Annotated in this window: 15 protein-coding genes; 7 read left to right on the top strand and 8 right to left on the bottom strand. The window is 36.4% G+C overall.

The features are described from left to right. Positions 1-75: 75 nt before the first annotated feature. From FW781_RS21780 to FW781_RS21745, 8 genes are all read right to left on the bottom strand, one after another. Complete coding sequence (locus FW781_RS21780) at positions 76-1,047, bottom strand: polyprenyl synthetase family protein (protein WP_149389349.1); 972 nt, start codon at positions 1,045-1,047, stop codon at positions 76-78. A gap of 173 nt (positions 1,048-1,220) precedes the next feature. Continuing rightward, positions 1,221-1,787, bottom strand: coding sequence for a hypothetical protein (locus tag FW781_RS21775; RefSeq protein WP_149389348.1), 567 nt, complete (start codon positions 1,785-1,787; stop codon positions 1,221-1,223). Then, on the bottom strand, positions 1,787-8,554 hold the full coding sequence (locus FW781_RS21770; protein ID WP_149389347.1) for an FG-GAP-like repeat-containing protein: 6,768 nt from the start codon (positions 8,552-8,554) through the stop codon (positions 1,787-1,789). Before FW781_RS21770 ends, FW781_RS21775 begins: the two co-directional genes overlap by 1 nt. 125 nt (positions 8,555-8,679) lie before the next feature. Further along, positions 8,680-9,162, bottom strand: a complete 483-nt coding sequence (locus tag FW781_RS21765; protein WP_149389346.1) for a hypothetical protein — start codon at positions 9,160-9,162, stop codon at positions 8,680-8,682. Between the two features lie 6 nt (positions 9,163-9,168). Next, positions 9,169-9,996: a cell wall anchor protein gene (locus tag FW781_RS21760; RefSeq protein WP_149389345.1), complete on the bottom strand. Its 828-nt coding sequence runs from the start codon at positions 9,994-9,996 to the stop codon at positions 9,169-9,171. A gap of 219 nt (positions 9,997-10,215) precedes the next feature. Next, positions 10,216-11,358 carry an inorganic phosphate transporter gene (locus tag FW781_RS21755; RefSeq protein ID WP_149389344.1) on the bottom strand — a complete coding sequence of 381 codons (1,143 nt, stop codon included), beginning with the start codon at positions 11,356-11,358 and terminating at the stop codon, positions 10,216-10,218. Between the two features lie 13 nt (positions 11,359-11,371). Continuing rightward, positions 11,372-12,010 (bottom strand): DUF47 domain-containing protein, encoded by a 639-nt coding sequence (locus FW781_RS21750; protein WP_047374124.1) that lies wholly within the window; start codon positions 12,008-12,010, stop codon positions 11,372-11,374. Between the two features lie 152 nt (positions 12,011-12,162). Then, positions 12,163-13,872: a DEAD/DEAH box helicase gene (locus FW781_RS21745; protein ID WP_149389343.1), complete on the bottom strand. Its 1,710-nt coding sequence runs from the start codon at positions 13,870-13,872 to the stop codon at positions 12,163-12,165. Between the two features lie 227 nt (positions 13,873-14,099). Here FW781_RS21745 and FW781_RS21740 point away from each other — a divergent pair, with 227 nt between their 5' ends. The 7 genes from FW781_RS21740 to FW781_RS21710 all read left to right on the top strand — a co-directional run bounded on the left by FW781_RS21740 (position 14,100) and on the right by FW781_RS21710 (position 22,136). Continuing rightward, positions 14,100-15,410, top strand: coding sequence for a TolC family protein (locus FW781_RS21740; protein ID WP_149389342.1), 1,311 nt, complete (start codon positions 14,100-14,102; stop codon positions 15,408-15,410). A 3-nt stretch (positions 15,411-15,413) separates the two neighbouring features. Then, positions 15,414-16,676 (top strand): efflux RND transporter periplasmic adaptor subunit, encoded by a 1,263-nt coding sequence (locus FW781_RS21735; protein ID WP_149389341.1) that lies wholly within the window; start codon positions 15,414-15,416, stop codon positions 16,674-16,676. Between the two features lie 124 nt (positions 16,677-16,800). Further along, entirely contained in the window at positions 16,801-17,550 is a 750-nt protein-coding gene (locus FW781_RS21730) for an ABC transporter ATP-binding protein (RefSeq protein WP_149389340.1), read from the top strand. Between the two features lie 24 nt (positions 17,551-17,574). Beyond that, on the top strand, positions 17,575-18,804 hold the full coding sequence (locus FW781_RS21725) for an ABC transporter permease (RefSeq protein ID WP_149389339.1): 1,230 nt from the start codon (positions 17,575-17,577) through the stop codon (positions 18,802-18,804). Positions 18,805-18,911: 107 nt separating this feature from the next. After that, positions 18,912-19,577 carry a DUF2461 domain-containing protein gene (locus FW781_RS21720; protein WP_149389338.1) on the top strand — a complete coding sequence of 222 codons (666 nt, stop codon included), beginning with the start codon at positions 18,912-18,914 and terminating at the stop codon, positions 19,575-19,577. A gap of 255 nt (positions 19,578-19,832) precedes the next feature. Then, positions 19,833-20,627, top strand: coding sequence for an FkbM family methyltransferase (locus FW781_RS21715; protein WP_149389337.1), 795 nt, complete (start codon positions 19,833-19,835; stop codon positions 20,625-20,627). A gap of 9 nt (positions 20,628-20,636) precedes the next feature. Next, on the top strand, positions 20,637-22,136 hold the full coding sequence (locus tag FW781_RS21710; protein ID WP_149389336.1) for a lipopolysaccharide biosynthesis protein: 1,500 nt from the start codon (positions 20,637-20,639) through the stop codon (positions 22,134-22,136). The last annotated feature ends 31 nt before the right edge of the window (positions 22,137-22,167 follow it).

The raw sequence follows: 22,167 nt of genomic DNA, 5'->3' as shown, positions 1-22,167 counted from the left end.
TGTATAGGGATTGGGTTGCAGGAAATAGATCGCAGGTAAATACTGCTACCTGCTACCTACCATCCACTACCTCTATTAACTTTCTCTTCTCAACAAATAATTTGCCAGTTCGATAAAAGGTTTTTTCTTTTCTTCAGGAACATCTATTTTCTGAAGATAGCTTTGCCCGATTTCATTATGTTTTTCGATCAGACGTAATGCTTTTTCATCTACTTTTGTTCTTCTGAATATCTTTTCCACTCCATAGACTTTATCAACATTTTCAGTCTTTTTAGAATACCAGTAATCCAGTTCTTTTCTTTCTTCATCGGTAGCATGTTCTCTTGCTAACAAATACAGAACGGTTTTTTTGTTTTCGTAAATATCTCCGGCATGTTTTTTCCCAAACTGTGCCTGATCACCGAATACATCAAGGTAATCATCCATAATCTGGAATGCAATTCCGATATGTTTTCCGAAGTTGAAAATAGCTTTAGCATCTTTAAAATCTGCTTTTGCAATCAAAGCTCCGATTTCAAATGATGAAGCACTCAAAACTCCTGTTTTATAAGTAATCATCCTGATGTAATCATCAAAAGTAACGTCTTTCTGAGTTTCAAAGTTGATATCATACTGCTGTCCTTCACAAAGCAGAAGCCCGGTGTGGGTAAATATTCTGATACATGCTTTAAAGATTTCAGGCTCAAGATCCTCAAAAAACTTATAGGCTTTAAGCATCAATCCGTCTCCGGAAAGAATTCCCACATTTAGACCATGTAAAGTATGAATGGTGGGTTTGTTTCTTCTTAGTGGCGCTTCATCCATAATATCATCATGGATCAGCGTGAAATTATGGAAAAACTCGATAGCCAATGCCGGCTTAATTGCCTGCTTAAGATCTCCGCCGAACATCTCACAAGCCATCAGCACCATAATAGGACGAAGACGCTTTCCACCGTGGGAAATAATATAATTCATCGGGTCATACAGCTCCGAGGGTTTATCTTTAAAAGTATATTTAGTGATGGCGTCCGCAACAATCTGCTGGTATCTGTCTAAAAATTCCATAAAATCTTTTAATTTGAACAAAAATACGATTTTTCGGGGCTTTATAAAACAAAAAACTCATCGTTTCACCAGAATTTTTGAGGTTACAAATTTAACGAAGAGTTGATTATAAAAGCCCCCTATGATAATCATAAGGGGGCTTGATTTTAAGTATGAATTCTAATATTGACTATCTATGGTTTAAAAAAATAGGTATTTAGGTCAAAAGTATTAGATGAAATATTTTTGTTGAAATATTTTTCTTTTATCTCTGAGGAGTTTCTATATTTTTCTATATGCTCTCCAAAGTATATAATCTTGGGCCTCACTGTAAATTTTTTCTTTTTCTTAAAGACTAAGCTATTATTAAAATCGGAAACATTATAAATGATTTCTTTTTTCTCCAAAGGCTTAATCTCAACTATATTCTGGGCAATATATTCTGAAGCAGAGAGATCCTGATTTATTCCGTACATTTTTTCTCTTTGCCTCATGGGTACAATATTAGATTGATAATCATAATTTTTCGGATACTCAAAACAAATCGCCAATCTTGCAAAATTACTGAGTGACGGCCATCTATTTTTATAATCACAAGAGTATACTAAAGCTCTATTATCTGCTACCAGCTTAATCGTTTCAGTCTGGCTTGTATTTTTAATACTCACTAAAATCTTTGACAGACTTAATTGTTTTGCATTAATACTTACAGATTGAGCAAATAGCCAATTACTGATTAATAGTAAACATAATGTTCTCATTATTTCTTTTTATGATATAAATGTTTATAATCTTTGTATACACTTGTTGTATCACCAAGACTAAAAATAAATTTAAATGCTCTGTCTTCAGACCAATCGGTTAAACTGCCAGTTATTGTTTCAGTATCTTTATAAGTATTCACTGTCTTAATATACTGGGTTTTATATGCCTGTGATCTCATATCAGCTACATGATAATATTCATGCAATATACTTTTTCCTAAATTTACCCAGCTAGAAAAAGAACCTTTAAACAAAGTTATTACTATTTTTCCTGATATTTCAACACTCAATACTTTACCTTTTACTCCTTTAGTGGTAAAAACTGTTTTTTCTCCCCATCGTGTATCGGCCGCAAAGTCATCATTCGGATTAATATTATTTTCTAAATCCAGTTTAATATCGCTGATAGGAACGGCTTTTACTGCCGCCAACATGGCTTTGGTAAATAATTTTTTAACTTTTCCATAGGCATCTTTTACACTTTCCATATTCTCGGCTGGTTTTCCATCAGGATCCTCAAAAGCTTTTCGGATCAGATTATTTTCTTCAATCTTATGAGCAAGGAAATTAAATCCTGTAACAATCAACCCTTGTCCGGCTCCCATCCAGAAGTTTCCACCTCCAAGTACAGCACCTACACCACCACTTATCGCTCCATTAAATAATGCAAAGCCGTCACTTCTCAGGATGTTATTTGATCCTACATTACTTGTCGCCATTTCTAATAAATCACTGGAAGCACTGGAAAATGCGCCACTTAATGCACCACTCCAGAAGTTTCCTCCCTGTACATAAGATAAGAGCCCTTGTGTCAGAGCATGAGCTCCTGCTCTGGCCAGAATAGTTCCTGTGGGTCCCAATGTATTAATTACTGAAGCAATTTTAAATACATCTCCTATCTGCCCAGCAAGTCCGGCACTTGCATAAGACATGGCCAGACTGCCGGCAAAACGCATGGGATCAAAGGGAGTCTGTGTATAGTACATCGTAAAAAACTCTGAAACTATAGCCACTACTGCTGGTACCCACCAAACAAATTCTCCACTCGGGTCATTATAGAGCAGTGGGTTATTCATTACGTATCCATACTTATTATAGTTTTGGGTATTATATGGATCCTGAATATTTTCATCAGCATTTAAAAATCTTCTTAATAGTGGATCGTATAACCTTCCGTTCATATGGATGATTCCTACTTCTGCAAAATATTCATGGCTGGTATATCCACGATCTATAAGCAGAGAAGAATTGTCAATACTATTTTTATCTGTAATAACCGGGCCATTTCCTATCTGCAAATGAGTGAAATTACCCCAGGCGTCAAAATGCCGCTGCTCTAATTTATTTCCTGCTTCATTACTTATAGCCAAAATACTCCCCAGATGATCTTTATGCAAAAATTTATAAGATCCAGCATTCTCTGTAAAATCTTTTAAAAATACAATGTTGCTTTCATAGGGTGTTCCTCCTATATACAAAATATGCTTTTCTTTTCCTGTAGCATTATTTTTCAATATTTCATAGCTTCCGTCCTCACTATAATATTTGGTAAACTTACCTTCTTCATCAGGATTGAAATTACCTCCATAGGTAACTCTCTGCCTCATGTCTGTCAGACCATACTGAAAAGCAACATCTCCCTTCATTCCATCAATAAATACAGGATCATTGTTTTCATTATAAACAATACTTTGAATCAAATCATTGTTATAATTTTGCGTCCCTGCTGCATTAAGGGTCATCCCCGTAGCCTGATAGACCTTTGAAGAGTTTTCAAATTTAATCTTACCTACCTGGTCATTTTCTACAATTCTACCTTTAACGTCATATACATTTCTGTTTGATGCAGGCTTTATACCTGTAACGGGGTCTGTCCAATTGATCAATCGGTTATTGCTATCATAATCAAAGGACTCCACGATATTAAAATCACCACCTGTAGTTCTGCTTTTTAATTCATTTTTAATAGCATCAAAAGAATAAGAAAGCTGTAAAATACTTGGTTTAACTTGTGAAGAGTGATTAGTAGTACTTAAAAAACCGTTGGTATCATAAGTATTCGTTATCTCCGCTGCTCCTAATTTAGCTTTCAGAATCTGGCCTTTGGCATTTGTTTCATTAAGTTGAGATAATATTTTTCCGGAACTTTTATCTTTTACTTGAGATAACTCACCATTCCATGCGCTGTATACGTTTTCTATTTGTACTTTCGTCAGAACACCGGAAGAATATAACTGTTTTTCATAGGAAATTACTCTTGCTTTATCGTCGTATGTAATTCCTTTCTGAATAAAATATTTTCCGTTGCTGCTTTCGGAAGAGGAAACTATTCTTCCCTGAGGATCATAAGAAATGGCAGAACTATATGGCATTCCATTAGACGTTCCTGATTTTGAGGCCAGCCTTCCCTTATTGTCATAGGTAAAAGATATGGTCTTATCTGTTGCCTTGCCCCCGTCAGCTACTGAAAGTTCTTTATTTAAAATAAGCTGTCCTAAAGCATTGTATTTATATTCCTTAGTTCCTTTAGGACTTATGATCTTTTTGGGTTGCCCCAATCCGTCATATTCATATTTGTAAATGCCGTTAGAAGGATCATTAACTTCGGACTTTCTTCCCCAGCCATCATACTTGGTTGTTACAATATTTTCTCCGTACTGGGCTTTTACCTGTTCACCGGCTGCATTATAAACAAACTGTATGGTTCCTCCTTTATCCGTACTTGAAACTACATTTCCTAATGCATCAGAAATCTTAGAAGTAGTTCTCTGATATCCATTTAGTTCCTTTATTGTAGTTGTCGACCCTGAAACAAGTGTTTCTGTTTGCTTCCCGTTGGATGCAGTAGCCGTGGCTTTAGCAGGAAACACTGAATCATCATAAACAATGGTATTCCATAGACCAGCTCCCTGCCCCTCAAAATAAGGATCAGATTCCATTGTTTTTCTTCCTAACACATCATACCGGGTTTCCTGAGACACATATTTTCCCTGGCCAAAAGCTTTCGTAGCTATCTTATACTCCTGCCCCAGTTTATTAGTATATTTTTTTGAAATGCCTCCATCAGGATTGTATTCAGTACTAATAATATTAGAATTATCGTCCCTGTCATATTGATAGGTTGTCATTCCTCCTAAATTATTCTTAGAAGTCAATATTTTTCCCCACTTATCATATGTATTTTCTAAAGTGTTCCCGAAAGGATCTGTCTGAGTTAAAACCTGTCCCCAATTATTATATTCAATTTGGATAATCAGCCCAAGGTTATCGGTTTTTTTATTGACAAACCTACCTTGTGGTTCATAACCTGTTTTAGTAGTTTGTGTTTGCGAATCGGTACTGTTTGTGATGTTTTTTTCAGTAAGATTCCCAAAGCTGTCATAATTATAGGTTTCAACTAAGTAAGCAGTATTATCCCTGTTCCAGGTTTTTAAAGTTTTTAATAAATTATTGTCATAGCCATATTCCTCTTTACTGGCTTTACTATCACCATATGCCTGAGTTACATTATCCTTTAATTTTGGACGCCCTATATAGTAATTTGCACCAACACCAGACGGATTATGGTAATAATCAAATGTAGAAGTGGTAATTGCCAATCCATTATTAACATTAGAAATACTTTGTTTTGGAAGATAATAGTCTCCATACGTTACATTTCCGGTTATCACTGTTCCGGTTAAGAAATCCTTAGATTTTGTGTTACCTGGAACAATGGCTGTAATGACTTTAGCTTTATTTGCATCAGCTACTGCTGCTGTTACAACCTGCCCATTCAGAATTTTGTCAATTTTATAATCATATTGTTTAAATGACAATAACTGTGTATTATTTTCAGTAATATCTGCCGGGAAAATTTTATTTTCATCATACGTTCTGACAGACCAGTCTTTATATGGCAGACCTTCATTTAAAGGCATCAATTCTGAGCCGGTCCAGATTTTTGTATTTTCAAAACCATTGGCAAAAAATGTTGATTGGGCCGTTTGCCTAAAACCGATCATCCCCTTACCATTCAAATGACCGATCAGATCTCTGTATCTGAATTCCTGCTTTCTTTGATCCTGGATCAGTTTAGAAACCACATAATAATTCAGGTTTTCCCTAACATTGATATAAGGATAACTTACAGGATTGGTATCGAGATAAGATTTGTAAATATTTCCTTCGTTGATCAGAGGAGAATATTCTATGTCTGTTTTGATTCCACCTTGTGTAATAGACTTTATTCTTGCCATCTTATCCAGCTTACCTCCTAAATCCCATGTGATAAGTTTGGTTTTATGGATAATAGCAAAATCAGTATTGAGCTGTGAAAGTCGGAAGCTTCCTATGAGTGGAAAATAATGTTCTCCATAATTAGAATAGTTAATATCTTCATCGTTCTTATCTCCCCATGCTGTTTCTTCCTTAGAGGCAAGATTATATGCTGTGGTAAATATTGGTTTACCGGTACTGTCAGCACCATCATTTCTGAAATAAACGAATCCGTAGCTTGAATCCGGGTTATTAATTGCCCATTCTCTGAACCATACTTCAGACTGAAAATGAAGAAAATCACTTTTCCCGTCTTTATTCAGGTCAGGGGTAAAATAATTTCTTAATGTTTGTCTTCGCTTAGTAGGAGCTCCGGTATGTTCAGGTTTATAGAGAGTCAGATTTGAATAATAGTATTCCGCAACCCCTTTACCTGTAGAAATAAACATTTTCCAGTCTGCGGAATCTTCCGCTACCGGAGACATCACATCCGTTTTTCCGTCACCATTAAAATCTCCTAGTAAAGCCACTCCTCTTACTGAAATCTGTGCCGGTGATTGTACTTTCAGCTCAAATTCTTTTGTAGCATTATTTAAGGAATACACCTTGGTTCCATTAAGAAGGCTGATAAGATCTGTTTTTCCGTCACCATCAAAATCCCCAATTGGAACTGGCTTATAATACCATTGATCAGTAAATAAATATGGTCCTATATATTTGCTGTAATCACTTAAAGGCAGATTTACTCTTTTTAGAGTTCCTGACAGCGGATCAAAATAAAAATCAAAAATCTCATTTCCAATAATTTCGGCTCCCTGAAGCTCAGGATACCCGTTCCAGTCCATACCCCATATTTCTTCCTGTACCATTTTCAAGGTAGAAATAATAAACTCCGATATTCCATCACCATTGAAATCACCTTCCAGGAATTTTAAAGTAGAGGTACCTGCCACTAATGGATTAGATACACCATATATAGGAGTGTACCCTTCAGTACTGCTAAAATTATAGGGTGAGAAATCTAACTCTTTGGAGGTAATCTCTTCAAAGTTGGTCCCATTAAAATCATAAATTTTAAGTCTGGTTTTTCCATCCGGTTCATTATCCGATAAAGTATACAAAACATCTTTTGGGCTAAACTTTCCGTTCTTCAAAAAAGATCCTTTTGATACTGCCGTTCCTGCGTACTGTACGGTGAAAAATGTTGAATTTCCATCAAGCCTGCTAAGCATTAATGTATTCTTTTTTACAAAATCTAATTTTCCATCTCCATTAAAATCTCCCGAAATAACACCATCTCCATAAATTTCATCAAATCTGGAATTCTGATTAAACATATTTGATGACTGCGGAGATGATTCATTTTCAAAAGTTACAGGATTTGCCGGCTCATTATTAGCGTTATATTCTGTTATTTTATTAACAAATCTATACTTAGTATCATTATTAACATACTCAATAACATATCTTTTAAACTGACTACCGTTTGAATTGACTTTAACCTCTGATAAGATTTTACTTTGTGTGTGTCTCAATCCCTGTACATAGGATTCTTCTACTATACCTCTGTCATTATAAGTAAATTCAATTAAGTTAAAATGAGGTTTATTGAGCGTTTCATTTCCTCCCCATGCTATTGTGGATATCCGCATGACACGATTAGAGGTTCTGAATCCTCCGGTATCAGAGTCAGATTCATAGCTATAGCTAATGTAATTTCCTTGTGCATCTTTCCATTTTACAATATTGTACTCTAAAGGAGTAGTTACGACAACACTTCCTCTAAATCCTCCTTCATTTTTACCATACCAAGCTTGTGAGCCATCCTCAAAAGTAACTTCAAAATGGGCTGGCCCCGCATCTTGCCCGTCGATACCATAGGTACCTACAGATTTTATTTTAATATTGGAATATTTCTCGGTAACATATTCTGCCCCATCCTTGCCATATTCTCCAGACTTAAGGATCAATCTTTGCCCATTGAAACTGTAATAATCTGAATAATCTAACTGAATACCTTTTGGTTCGCCATCCTTATCAATATTTTTTCCAATTCTTGAAATAGAAGTAATTCCTGATAAGTTCCAGCTGTATCCTGCAATACCGTTTCCTGATCCGCTGGCATAAACAAGATTAATTTGAGGAGCTACACTTTTTATGCCCGGAGGAAGAGCTATAGGCAAAGTAAATTGAAGCTGACCTCCACCTGCTACGTCAATATTTCCTTTTGTATCATGGAAACTTTTGCCTGCAGGAGATGAAGTCCCGTTAGGGTTATTAGCCCCTGCATTTGAATTTGTGGGCCCTCCACCCGGATTCTCCGTAGCAGGGCCTATTTTTGCCAGAAAAGGATTTGAAACATCTGATTTGGCAAAAAATCCTTGTGTCATGACCACCGTTTGCGGATCCTGAACCGTCCGCGAGGTAGATTCGGGCTGATAAAGTATGGTCTGTGTAAATCCCCATACTGAACACAAGGATAACATCAATGATGAAAATAATTTCATTGTTGTATTAGTTTTTTATAAATAGTAATTGATGAATAATCATTGACCATTAGAAATCATGTTGAATAAAAGGAAAGAAAAATGTTAAAATCTTTCTATACTTTAATCCTTAGATTCCCGGTTTTCTATCTCTTCGTTACATTTCTACCAAAGACCCTTCCGTCTTTCAAGGTGAAACGAAGAATATAAACTCCCCAGTCATATCCGGTCATATTAATTTTTACCTGACGGTTTAATCCCGGAATATTCTGTTGCTGGAATTTCCAATGAACGGTACTGTGCTGATATAATGAAACAGATTCAATCAAACTGTCTACTTCTTCAGTCCAGTCAATAGTAAGATAGTCATTTACAGGAACAGGATAGAGCCTGATCTGTTTCCAGAATGTTTTTTCATCTATGGCAGAAGACTGTTGGCTAGCAGCCCTCTCTTTTGCTTCTTCTAATTTGATTTCTTTGGGTACAATTTCCTGGGCATTTTTCCCAGCTGCGTTAGTTCCTCTGTATCTTTGGTTTCCGGCTTCATCATACTTGAAGTAAACTTCAGTTTGCGAATAGCCCATAAAACCAATCAGCAGAGAAGCTGCTGAAAGAAGTTTTCTTTTCATGGATATTTATTTTTTTGTAGAAAGAAGTTGCTGTACCTGAGATTTCAATTCTCTGATTTCTTCAGACTGAGATTTCAGTTGTTTGTTCTGCTCGATAGAATAAAGGGTCAATTCCTCTATTTTTTCCAAAAGTTTAGCATCCATTTCACCTAGGTTAATCCCTTCTTTTTCTACTTCTTTTGCAGAAGGAATATTAGGTAAATGCCCTTTTTCGGAAATGTGTTTTTCCACATCTTCAAGCGAGAGAAGTTTATAGTCTTTCTTGAAGACATAGTCTGCCCAACCGTTAGCAGTAGGATTTTCAACTTTTATCTGTTCTGCTTTTATTCCTTTACTCACATATAAAATAAAGTTAGGATCATTATCATAAAGTTCTGTTCCCATCGTTACTTTTCCAGTATTGAAAAGAACCAATAGGTTTTTATGAACTCCATCAGAAAAACGCACTCTTGAAATTCCGGGCGAATTAGGAGTAGTGGTATCTGCATTAGGATCTACAGCATTATTATTATCCATATGGATATTCAGATTATGACCGCTTAAAAGTCTCATCACTGCATCATTGGGTTGAGCCCATTGAGAATAACAGCTGTTGCAAGGGGAAAGAGCCAGCTGCAGGCTTCCGGTTCCGGGAATTCCGCTTCCGATATTAATACTCTGGCCATCGAGTTTGAAAATCTGCTGATTGTTCTGCTTAAAAACAATTGGATTATTATCCGTTGTTCCGATAAAATTGTTTGAAGGATTGGTTCCTGCATTACCCGTAGTATTCCAGGTTTGTGCAAAAATGCTGGAAGTCGCAATTGTAAAAACGAATAGTAAAGTACGTTTCATTGAATAGTGTTTAAATTTATTTATTCCGGCTGCAAATTTAAGACTTTTTCACCGTAATCACCTTTTAGTGTCTTATAATTAAAGATTATATAACACATAAAACCTATATTGAAAAAAAAAATATTATAAAAAACACCAGACTTCCTTGCTTTGAGGCTTTATAAAACAAAAAACTTTGCCCAAACGGACAAAGTTTATATAATTATATGATTTGTTTTTTTAGAAAAGGAAGGTTACCATAAGATACGTAATTCCTGCAACAATTGCTGAGATTGGAATGGTAAGAACCCAAGCCCAAAGAAGACTTACGGTAATCCCCCATCTTACAGCTGAAATTCTTTTCGTTAATCCTACCCCGATGATAGAACCTGTGATCGTATGTGTAGTAGATACAGGAATACCAAAGTGGTCTGTAATGAACAGGGTAATAGCCCCAGCAGTTTCTGCACTTACACCTTCTAATGAAGTTACTTTCGTAATCTTGGTACCCATTGTTTTGATGATCTTCCATCCACCGCTCATTGTCCCTAAAGCAATTGCAATAAATGAAACTAAAGGAACCCAGATATAATGTTGAGCAAAATAATCAAAACGTCCTGCAGAAGGAATATTCAAATATTGTGCATCCTGAAGCATATTAACGTGATAATAAATTACTGCTGCCCCAATGATACCCATTACTTTCTGAGCATCATTCAAACCATGTCCTAAACTAAACAGTGCTGATGAAACCAACTGCAATCTTTTGAAAGATTTGTCTGCTTTGTGTGGATTTGATTTTTTATAAAGGTGTACAATAATTAATGTAATAATGATGGAGATAATCATTCCTATAATTGGTGCCATGAAAATGAACAGGAAGATAGGAATAACTTTATCAAACTTTACCACACCCTGATGAGTTACCTGGCTGAAAGCCTCTTTAGTGGTCTCCCACATCCCAAGCTCGGGCTGTGCTGCAGCCACAGCATGATAATCCATCATGTAAGCATGCATAAGAGCCGCCCCCAAGAATCCTCCGATCAGTGTATGTGATGATGATGAAGGAATTCCGAACCACCATGTAAGAAGGTTCCAGGCAATAGCCGCTATAAGTCCGGAAAATATAACCTCAAGAGTAATAAAATTCTCATTAACTGTTTTGGCAATCGTATTACCAATTTTGAATTCTCCAATAATATAAGCAGCAATAAAGAACGCTGCAAAGTTCCAAAGTGCTGCCCAAAGTACAGCCTGGAATGGAGTTAAAACTTTTGTAGAAACAATAGTCGCAATTGAGTTGGCGGCATCATGGAAACCATTGATATAATCGAAGATCAGGGCCAACGCAATAATAACTACAAGTAAAATCGGAAATTCCATTTTTTGCTATGTATTAGGCGTATTTAATCATGATGTTCTCGATTGTATTGGCAACATCTTCTGCTTTATCCGTTACAATTTCAAGGTAGTTCAATACAGATGAAACTTTAATAATGTTGATCGCATCATTGGTTTCAAATAAGTCTACCATTGAATTGGAAAGCAAATCGTCAGCAATATTCTCAATAGAGTTCACCTTAATACAAGCTTCTTTCACCTGTTCCATGTTTTTGAACCCTTTAAGGTTTTTCATTGCATTCTGAATTTCAAGACATGCTTTATGGATCAATAAGGAGAAGTCTGAATAAGCCTTCATCTCAGGTGATTTGTAAAGGAAAATATATTTTGTGGAAGCGTAGATATAATCAGCGATATCATCCAGTCCTGTTGCTAATGTGTGGATATCCTCACGGTCAAAAGGTGTAATGAAGTTTTTCCCTAATTCTACGAAAATTTCGTGAGTAAGTTCATCATTCTTGTGTTCGAAGTCACTCATTTTCTTCAGCATAGAATCATCATTAAGATCGAAATCCTTGATTCCTGTGTTGAAATCTTCTGACATTGCAACTAGATTTTCAGTTACTTTTTCGAAAAGTACAAAGAAGATTTTATCCTTTGGTTGAAAAGCGTGGAAAATATTACCAATTCCCATTTTTTAGTATTTATAATTCGTGTGCAAATTTCCTAAAAAAGGATTGTACGTGAAACTATATGACATTAAGTTTTGTTAACATTCGCTTAACTCCTGATTATCAAATAAAAAAACCGGCTTTAATGCCGGTTTTATATAGTAATTGATGAGATTTAGTTTGCAACTTCAGCTCTCATATCTTTTCCTTTGAACTTCATGGATTGAATATTGCTCAAGACATTGTCTTTAAACGATTTTTCAACTTCAAAGAAAGAGAATTTTTCTAAGATTTCGATATCTCCGATCTCAGCTCTCTTCTTGGATTTTCCATCACCAGTAGCCTTATTGATAATATCCAAAACATCAAGCTTCTTCAAGTGGTCTTTTTTTCCAAGATTAAAGAAGAATCTTACCATATTCTCATCTCTTCTTCTTGGCTTTCCACCACGATCTCTGTCTCTTCCACCGCGATCTCTGTCTCTGCTGTCTCTGTCACGGCCTCTATCCCTGTCTCTATCACGTCCACGGTCTCTTCTTGAGTAATCATCATCTCTGCTGCTCAGCTTCTGCTCAGCAAGGTCGTGTTTGTCTTTGTAATATAAAGCAAGATCCTTCAATTGGAACTGTAGCAGCTGGTGCACCAATTCTTCTTTTGTAAATTTGCTTAGATCAGGAATTAAGCTATCATCAAACTCGAAAAGATCCTCGTGCTCCGTCAATAATTTTTCGAATACACCTCCTACCTGAGCTTTGATAATATCATCACCAGTAGGAATGAATTTTTCGTTGATTTCAATTTTTGTTGCAGATTTGATCTGTTTCAGTTTTCTGCTTTCTTCAGGCTTTATCAAAGCCATAGAAATACCGTCTTTTCCAGCTCTACCTGTTCTTCCGCTTCTGTGAACGAATACTTCAGGATCATCTGGTAAAGAGAAGTGAATAACGTGAGTAAGAGAGTTCACATCCAATCCTCTTGCTGCAACGTCTGTCGCCACAAGAATATCAATGTTTTTCAATCTGAATTTCTTCATTACCGTATCTCTCTGTGCCTGAGAAAGATCACCATGAAGAGCATCAGCTGCATATCCGTTCTGCATCAGGAAATCAGCAACCTCCTGAGTTTCCATTCTCGTTCTACAGAAGATAATGGAATACTGATTAGGATTAGCATCGATCAATCTCTTCAATGCTTCTTTTTTCTGACGGTACCCTACTACATAGTATTCGTGAGTAATGTTCTTCTTCACTTCGTTGATAGAACCTACTGAAATACGGTGCGGTTTTGTAAGGTAATTTTTGGAAATTCTTTCCACCTCTTTATTCATCGTTGCCGAGAATAAGAAAGTTTGTTTCGTTTCCGGAGTTTCGCTTAGAATGGTTTCCAATTCGTCTTTGAATCCCATAGAAAGCATTTCATCAGCTTCGTCTAATACTAACCAATGAATCGCAGAAAAGTCTAATGCCTTTCTGTTGATAAGATCAATTACTCTTCCCGGAGTTCCCACAATAATCTGTGGTTTATCCTTCAAAGATCTCATCTGATCTACAATACTACTTCCACCATAAACTGCTGTAGTTTTGATGTCTTTCATGTACTTAGAGTAATTCTTTATGTCCTTCGAAATCTGAAGACATAATTCCCGTGTCGGACAAAGCACCAATAATTGGATTTTGCGACTCGTATCGTCAATCATATCCAAAATCGGAAGCGAAAACGCTGCTGTCTTGCCTGTCCCTGTTTGCGCAAGTGCGATCAAGTCGCGAATATCTGAAAGAATAAAAGGGATAGTCTGTTTTTGGATTTCTGTTGGGCTTTCGTAGCCCAGTTCGCCAATTGCCTTAAGGATATCAGGACTTAAATTGGTTTCCGTAAATAAATTCATTAACTATTTTAAAATTTTTGCAAAGATACAATAAATATTTGACTTGTTTTTGAATAAAGTTTTAAATATACAATCTTAAATTCAGAATCCTTTAATATATTTTTAATTTTTTGAAAATTAAATGTAAAAAAAACAACCTTAGGTTAAAAACTTGTTAAACATTATTTTTTTTTATTAAATTGGATTGATTTTTTCTGTGTTATTTATGAATTTTCAAAAATAAAACCATGGAACGCAAATTTTCCTTTTTGATATTCTTATGTATGGCTTTGGAAATATTTTCCCAAACACCCAATTATCCGGCTGCCTGGACTCTGGAAAACTGCATTGAATACGCAAAAGAGAATACTATTTCCATTAATTCTCTAAGGCTTTCAAAAAATGCTGCCCAACAGGATCTCCTTCAGGCAAAAGATGCAAAATATCCCAACTTAAACGGAACCGTTTCACAAGGACTTTTTGCCGTCAACGGAAGTGACGGTCTTCATATGACAGGCACACAATCTCAAAGCATCGGGGCCAATTCTTCCATGACACTTTATCATGCTAATTACATTAAAAACAATGAAGTCTCAAAAGATTTACTGGTTCAGATGGCAGACTTATCCGTTCAGGAAGCACAAAACAACATTACCCTCACGATTACACAGGCTTTTCTGAATATTCTGATGAATCAGGAAAATATCATTTCTCTTGAAAATGTGCTGAAAACAACCCAAACTCAATTAAAACAAGGTGACCAGCTGTATAAAGCAGGAAGCCTTTCCAAATTAAATTATCTACAGATACAGTCACAAGTTGCCCAGGATCAGTATAACCTAACAGCTGCTCAAAATAATCTGCGGACCAATACTGTTAATTTAAAACAAATCCTTCAGCTGCCTTCAGCTTATGATTTTCAGATCGTAAAACCCGACAGCATTATGGTAGATGATCAGTTGAAAACCCTGCAGGAAGTTCAAAATCTGGCACAAAATCAACGTCCGGAAGTAAAATACGGGGAGCTTAACGTAGAAAATTCCAATACAAATCTGAAGATGACTAAAGCTTCCATTCAGCCTACCCTGAGTCTGACAGGAAATATTTCTACCAACTATTCCAACGGAAATGGAAATTATTTTAATCAGTTGGGAAATAACTTTTATATGCCGATTGGATTAAGCCTTGGAATTCCGATTTACAATAACAGAATTTATAAAACACAGATTGAGAAGTCAAAAATTGCCATTGAACAGGCTAATCTTGATTTACTGAATACCAAAACAGTCCTTAATCAACAGGTAGAACAATCTTTCATCAATCTTCAGAATGCCTTATCCCAGTATGATTCTGCCTTCAAACAGATGGATATCAGCAAGCAGAGTTATGATATTGTGAATGCCCAGATGAAAATAGGAAGCATTGATTATGTACAGCTTCAGCAGCAAAGATTGCTTTATATACAGTCTGTCCAGAATTATCTTCAGGCAAAATACACTGCAGTACTCAATAAACAGATCTACGAATTTTACGCAGGTAACCCTATAAATCTAAAGTAAGCTATGAAAACAAAGAATAAAAAATGGTTGTACTGGGTTGTGGGCGGCATCATTATGATAGGTGCAGCCTGGTTTTTCTTTATCAGAGAAAAAGAAATAAAAATTCAGCTGGAAACAGTAAAGCCTGAAATGGGAGAAATCTCAAATTCCATTACTGCTACAGGAACCATTCAGCCTGTAGATACCGTTGCAGTAGGTACTCAGGTATCAGGAATCATTAAAAATATTTATGTTGACTTTAATTCTACAGTGAAAAAAGGCCAACTGCTGGCTACTTTAGATCCGGATCTGCTTCAGTTCCAGTCACAGCAGATCAAAGCGAACCTGCAAAATGCAAAAAGCAATCTTGCTTACAACGAAATTAATATCAACAGACAGTCACAGCTTTACAAAGTAGGAGCTATCAGTAAAGCAGATTATGATAATGCAACGAACCAGTACAATGCCGCGAAAGCACAGGTAGGGTCTGTAAACGCCCAGCTTTCCACAGCCAATAAAAATCTGTCTCTGACTAACATTTATTCCCCGATTGACGGAACTGTACTCAACAGGAATGTAAGTGAAGGGCAAACGGTTGCGTCAAGTTTTAGTACCCCTACCCTTTTCAGTATTGCTAAAGATCTTACCAAAATGAGGGTACGCGCTTCTGTAGATGAGGCTGATATCGGCAATGTAAAAGTAGGTCAGAAAGCAACATTTACAGTAGATGCTTTTCCGGATGAGACCTTTGATGGTGAAGTCTCAGAAGTCCGTCTTCATCCTACAGTCTCATCGAATGTGGTGAATTATACCACCATCATCAACGCAGATAATTCAGGTTTAAAACTGAAGCCGGGAATGACGGCAAATATTACAATTTATACGCAGGTTTTAGACAATATCATGAAAATTCCGGTAGCTGCAACCAGTTTCAGACCGGATAGCTTAATTATCAAAAAATACAAAATAAATTCACCATTCGCCAACGGTAAAAAACATGAAAAAGGACAATGGAAAAATCAAAACAAAGGAGTTGAAAATAAAAATGAAGCTGCGGTCTGGATCATTGCTAAAGACAGTACCATTTCCCGCAAAAAAATAAAAACAGGAATGGATAATGACACCGAAATACAGGTGGTTTCAGGGTTAAATAAAAACGACAATATCATCACCGGCTATAAAGTCCTTTCAAAAAAAACATCCGGCGGGCAGACTAAAAGCCCATTTATGCCTCAAAGAAGAGGTGGTGGAAACAATAGAAACAGTGGCGGCGGCGGACCAAGATAATTCAAATCAAACCTAAGTAAATCAACTAGCAACCTGCAACTAACAACCAGCAACTAGCAACTAGCAACTAGCAACTAACAACCAGCAACAAACAACTAGCAACCAGCAATTAAAAACAAAAGTCATGGCAGAAAAAATTCTGGAGATCACGGATCTGAAAAGAGAATTCAAGATGGGTGAAGAAGTTGTTCATGCACTCAAAGGTGTTACATTCACAGTAGAGAAAGGAGAATTCGTGACCATTATGGGAAGCAGCGGTTCCGGAAAATCTACCCTGCTTAATATTATTGGCTGCCTGGATAAACCTTCTGGAGGAGACTATAGCCTGGATGGGGTTAATATTAAGAATCTTGACCGCGATGAGCTTGCTGTTCTCAGAAATCAAAAAATCGGTTTTGTATTTCAGTCTTATAACCTTCTTCCAAGAACCACAGCAAAAGAAAATGTAGAGCTTCCGCTTCTTTACAACTCAAAAATATCTACTGAAGAGCGTCACAAAAGAGCTATACAGGCATTGACTGCGGTAAAACTTGAAAGCAGGATTGATCATCTTCCCAATCAGATGTCCGGAGGGCAGCAGCAAAGAGTTGCCATTGCCAGAGCTTTGGTAAACGAACCTGTAATGATCCTTGCAGATGAAGCCACCGGAAACCTGGATACCAGAACGTCCTATGAAATCATGGCACTCATGCAGGATCTGCATAAACAGGGACGAACCATCGTTTTTGTAACTCATGAACCTGATATTGCCACTTTCAGCAGCAGAACGGTGACTCTTCGGGATGGGAAAGTCATTAAAGATGTCAATAATGATCATATCAAATCTGCCAGAGAAGCTCTCGAAAACCTTCCGGTAAATGATGATTACAAATAGTTTTAAACTGAAAATTTTATTACAATGAACCTCTCAAACCTCTTTAGAATTGCCTGGAAAGCCCTCTTGCGGAATAAACTGCGTGCATTTTTAACCATGCTGGGTATTATCATTGGTGTGGCTTCGGTAATTGCAATGACTGCCATTGGAGAAGGTTCAAAAAAAAGTATCAGTGATCAGCTTTCTTCTATGGGCTCCAATATGATTACCATACGTCCGTCCAGTAATGTGAATGTTTCCGGAGGGGCCAGAATCGGTGCTTCAGGATTACAGACTCTGAGACCTCAAGATGCAGACGCTATTTCAAAAGGAGCTCCTGATGTTTCTTATGTCTCCCCTGCTGTACAGACTAATGGACAGTCTATCAACGGACCTAATAACTGGCCTACTCAATTACAGGGTGTGAATGAAGAATATTTCAATATCAGAGACTGGAGCATTGCGAATGGCAATTCTTTCACCAGAAAAGATGTGTCATCTTCCAATAAGGTCTGTCTTTTAGGGCAAACGGTATACAACAGTTTATTTCCCAACGGTGAAGATCCTGTTGGGGCCATTATCAGATTCAATAAAGTTCCCATGAAAGTTATCGGAATCCTGGCTCCAAAAGGATCTAATGCATTTGGACAGGATCAGGATGATGTGATTATTGCACCATTCAACACTGTTCAGAGAAGATTTTTAGGAATCACTTATGTTCAGACTATTTATGCAGCTTCTTCGAGTGAAAACACTTCACAGCAGGCTACCGACCAGGTTTCAGAAATCTTGAGAAAACAGCACAAACTCCCTGCTGATGGAAGCAACGATGATTTCAGTGTAAGGACTCAGGCTGAACTTATTTCTACCATGAGTTCTACCAGCCAGCTTCTGACAGTTCTGTTATCTGCTATTGCCGGTATTTCGCTTATTGTAGGAGGAATCGGAATTATGAATATAATGTATGTATCCGTTACGGAACGAACCAAAGAAATCGGTCTGAGAATGTCTATTGGTGCAAGAGGTAAAGACATCCTGTACCAGTTTCTTATTGAAGCAGTATTGATCAGCATCACTGGTGGAATTCTTGGGGTCCTTTTAGGTATTCTGTCTTCGGAACTGGTTACTTTTTTCCTTTCGTGGCCTACGTTTATTACGGAATCTTCAATTATTATTTCATTCATTGTCTGCGCTGTGACGGGAGTGTTTTTCGGATATTATCCTGCTTTGAAAGCTTCAAAACTTGATCCTATTGAAGCATTGAGATATGAATAGTTTTTGTAAATTTGAGTTGTGAGATTCGGGTTTCGAGGTTTCGGGATTCGGGGTTGAGAAGCCTTTATAAATCTCACTTAACAACAATAAAAAACACCTAACACAATATGTCTGCAAGCATTTCTTCTAAAACTTTTGATTTTTTAAACAAATTAAATAAAAACAATAACCGTGAATGGTTTAATGAAAATAAAAATCTGTACACAGAATCCCAGCAAAATGTTGTTTCATTTTTGGATGAACTAATTAAAGAAATGTCAGGTTTTGATGAAGAGCTTGCTAAAATTGACAGTAAAAAAGCGCTGTTCAGAATTTACAGAGACACCAGATTTTCAAAAGACAAATCTCCTTATAAAACCAATTTCGGAGCATCTCTGGGAATGGGAAAAGGCAATCAGAAAGGAGGCTACTATCTTCACATGGAGCCCGGAAAATCCTTTCTCGCCGGAGGGATCTATATGCCCGAATCTTCCGTTCTGAAAGAAGTACGTAAAGAAGTATCATTGTATGGCGATGATTTCCTTACAATTCTCAATAATAAGGATTTTAAAAAGCACTTCCCGGAACTAGACCAGGACGACAAACTGAAAAAAATTCCTCAGGGTTTCGAAAAGGAGGATCCTATGGGAGAATATCTGAAACTTAAAAATTTTATTGTAGTATATTCTCTAAAAGACGAGGAAGTATTGGATAAAAATGCTGTGAAAAATATGAACAAAATTTTTAAGCTGATGAAGCCTTTCAATGATTTCCTGAATAGACCTTTTCTTTAACATCCTTATTGCTGATTTTTTTAACCACAGACAATTCAGAGCTTTACAAGTGACTGAGTGGTGTATTATGAGCCGGAGCTATGTTAGCTTTAAAGAGATGTTCATGATACGCAGGGGTCTCTGTGATCAAAAATTCAATAGGTTACAAAAACAAATTTTAAAAATTCTTATTGAAAATCAAGTCATTATATTTAACATTTTTTAAGAAAAGTTTTACATTTTTACTTATCTTTGCTGTTCGTCAAAACGCTTACGATGTCTTTATACCAAAAAATCGCAGAAAAACTACAATACATAAGTCCGAATTTCTATAAAAAAAGATATTTTAAAACGTTAAATAATCTTAATAAAAATAATTTTTCGGAACGTAACGTAGAACCGGAACTGGTATGGATCAAAGAATACCTTTCCAAGAATGCTGTTATATTGGACATTGGTGCTAATGTAGGAACTTTCCTCTATCAATTGGAGAACAGTTTGAACCATGATAACATTTATGGTTTTGAACCCAATAAAAAGCTTTACCGCAGATTAAAGAGACTTTTTCCGGCCATGCATATCTTTCCTCTGGCTCTTTCTGACGAAAACATAATGGCCGAGTTCAAAGTGCCTATTATTAACGGAAAAACAATTGCTTCCCGTGGTACTTTAAACACTTCTTACAAAGAAAAAGGAGAAGAAAAAAGCTATACGGAAAAAGTAAAAGTAATCAAACTGGATGAATGGGCTGCACTGGAACATTTCAAAAGGCTTGATTTTATCAAAATAGACGTTGAAGGAAACGAAATAAAAACACTATTCGGAGCGAGAGAAACCATCCGACAGTTCATGCCAACATTAATGGTCGAAATGGAACAAAGACACCACCAGACTCCTATATGGAACGAAATATCTGAAGTAATAAGCTGGGGATATAAAGCGAAATATCTGAACAGAAACAGCTTTACCCTGGAAAGTCTTACAGAGGATATCATAACACAAAATACAAACGACGAAAAAAATAAAACTCAGTACATCAACAATATTATTTTTATACCTAAAAACATTTAAAACAACTTTATGAGTGTAGTAGCGAGACAAGGCTTCAAATATTCCATCATCGGTTATATTGGGTTTTTGCTGGGCACAGTTTCCGCAATATTCATATTTCCGAATGATTTTGAATTTTATGGAAAGCTGCGCTACATTCTTCCCACTGCAGAAATGCTGGTTCCTTTTGTAGTCCTGGGAATTTCCTATTCAAACGTGAAATTTTTTCATACGGTAGAAAAAGACGGTAAAAAACAAAACATGCTGTCATTGTCGCTGCTCACTGTTTTTATCAACTTTCTTATTTTCACGGTTGTATTCTTTATACTTCCCTATTTTTATCCAAAATTCAGGCACTCGGAAGCATGGAAGATCAAAGAAATGATTCTTCCGCTGATTTTAATTCTTTCGTTTTGTACTATTTTCAATAAATACACTTCCAATTATAAAAGAATTGTGGTTTCCAATATTTTCGACAATCTGTTTCCGAAAATCGCAAACCTGGGAGCTTTCTGCCTCTTTTTCTTTGCTTTATCACAGAATATTACTGCTGCAACATCACAGAAAATAGCTTTTGCTTTCTTTTTTGGAATATTCTTTTTAATGCTTTTGGGATATATTTATTATACTAACAAACTGGAAAAAATCAAGCTTGATTTTAATACGGATTATTTTAAGAAAAACAATTTCTGGAAAGAATTTTTCAATTACAGTTTCTTCGGATTCCTGGGAACTTTTGGAAATTACCTGGCGATCAATAGTTTTATGATCGGAGAATTTATGGGAATGGAAGAGGTAGGAATTTATTCTGTTTTATATGCCCTGATCTCATTAATCTCTATTCCACAGCTTGGGTTATTTAATATCTCTGCTCCTATCATCAACAAAACGCTGGCAGACGGAGATATGGAAGAGCTGGACAGGTTTCACAAGAAAACTTCTTTAACGTTATATTTCCTTGGTGCCGTTTTATTTTCATGCATCATGGTTGGATTCCCCTATCTGACAGAATTCATGCCTAAGAACGGAACTATGCTCAGAGAATATGAACCTGTAGTCTGGATCTGGGGTTCTGCCGTATTGATAGACCTGGCAACAGGTTTCAACGGAAATATTATCTCTCTTTCAAAATATTACAGATTTAATATTCTGGTGATGCTTTTACTGGCAGGACTGACAATTGGACTTAATTATTATTTCATTAAAAATACAGATCTTAAACTGATCGGAATTGCTTTGTCCACCGCAATTTCACTTACCATCTACAATGTCGTAAAAATCGTTTTCAATTATATTGTATTTAAAGTTTCTCCTTTAAGCATTGAAATGATTTTTGTCTCTATTATCTGTACTTTAGCGATTACAGTAGCTATTGTTCTTCCTAACTTCAACAGCAATCTGCTTAATCTTGTTTATAAGCCGGCAGTTGTTCTGATCCTCATCTATGTCGGAAATTACTTCACCAAAATATTTCCCATTGAAGACTATCTGAATATGAGATTTATTAAGAGTGTGCTTAAGATTAAATAGGCCTTTTAAAGTGAAAACACGAAGGAGAGTG

The sequence above is a fragment of the Chryseobacterium panacisoli genome, assembly GCF_008274625.1.
GTDB lineage: Bacteria > Bacteroidota > Bacteroidia > Flavobacteriales > Weeksellaceae > Chryseobacterium > Chryseobacterium panacisoli.
This window is presented reverse-complemented; position numbering and strand designations above follow the sequence as displayed.

Coding starts and splice junctions, on each gene's coding strand:
- FW781_RS21715 (WP_149389337.1), top strand. CDS start 19,833: ATGTCTTTATACCAAAAAATCGCAGAAAAACTACAATACATAAGTCCG.
- FW781_RS21710 (WP_149389336.1), top strand. CDS start 20,637: ATGAGTGTAGTAGCGAGACAAGGCTTCAAATATTCCATCATCGGTTAT.
- FW781_RS21755 (WP_149389344.1), bottom strand. CDS start 11,358: ATGGAATTTCCGATTTTACTTGTAGTTATTATTGCGTTGGCCCTGATC.
- FW781_RS21775 (WP_149389348.1), bottom strand. CDS start 1,787: ATGAGAACATTATGTTTACTATTAATCAGTAATTGGCTATTTGCTCAA.
- FW781_RS21725 (WP_149389339.1), top strand. CDS start 17,575: ATGAACCTCTCAAACCTCTTTAGAATTGCCTGGAAAGCCCTCTTGCGG.
- FW781_RS21745 (WP_149389343.1), bottom strand. CDS start 13,872: ATGAATTTATTTACGGAAACCAATTTAAGTCCTGATATCCTTAAGGCA.
- FW781_RS21780 (WP_149389349.1), bottom strand. CDS start 1,047: ATGGAATTTTTAGACAGATACCAGCAGATTGTTGCGGACGCCATCACT.
- FW781_RS21730 (WP_149389340.1), top strand. CDS start 16,801: ATGGCAGAAAAAATTCTGGAGATCACGGATCTGAAAAGAGAATTCAAG.
- FW781_RS21735 (WP_149389341.1), top strand. CDS start 15,414: ATGAAAACAAAGAATAAAAAATGGTTGTACTGGGTTGTGGGCGGCATC.
- FW781_RS21740 (WP_149389342.1), top strand. CDS start 14,100: ATGGAACGCAAATTTTCCTTTTTGATATTCTTATGTATGGCTTTGGAA.
- FW781_RS21750 (WP_047374124.1), bottom strand. CDS start 12,010: ATGGGAATTGGTAATATTTTCCACGCTTTTCAACCAAAGGATAAAATC.
- FW781_RS21765 (WP_149389346.1), bottom strand. CDS start 9,162: ATGAAAAGAAAACTTCTTTCAGCAGCTTCTCTGCTGATTGGTTTTATG.
- FW781_RS21760 (WP_149389345.1), bottom strand. CDS start 9,996: ATGAAACGTACTTTACTATTCGTTTTTACAATTGCGACTTCCAGCATT.
- FW781_RS21770 (WP_149389347.1), bottom strand. CDS start 8,554: ATGAAATTATTTTCATCATTGATGTTATCCTTGTGTTCAGTATGGGGA.
- FW781_RS21720 (WP_149389338.1), top strand. CDS start 18,912: ATGTCTGCAAGCATTTCTTCTAAAACTTTTGATTTTTTAAACAAATTA.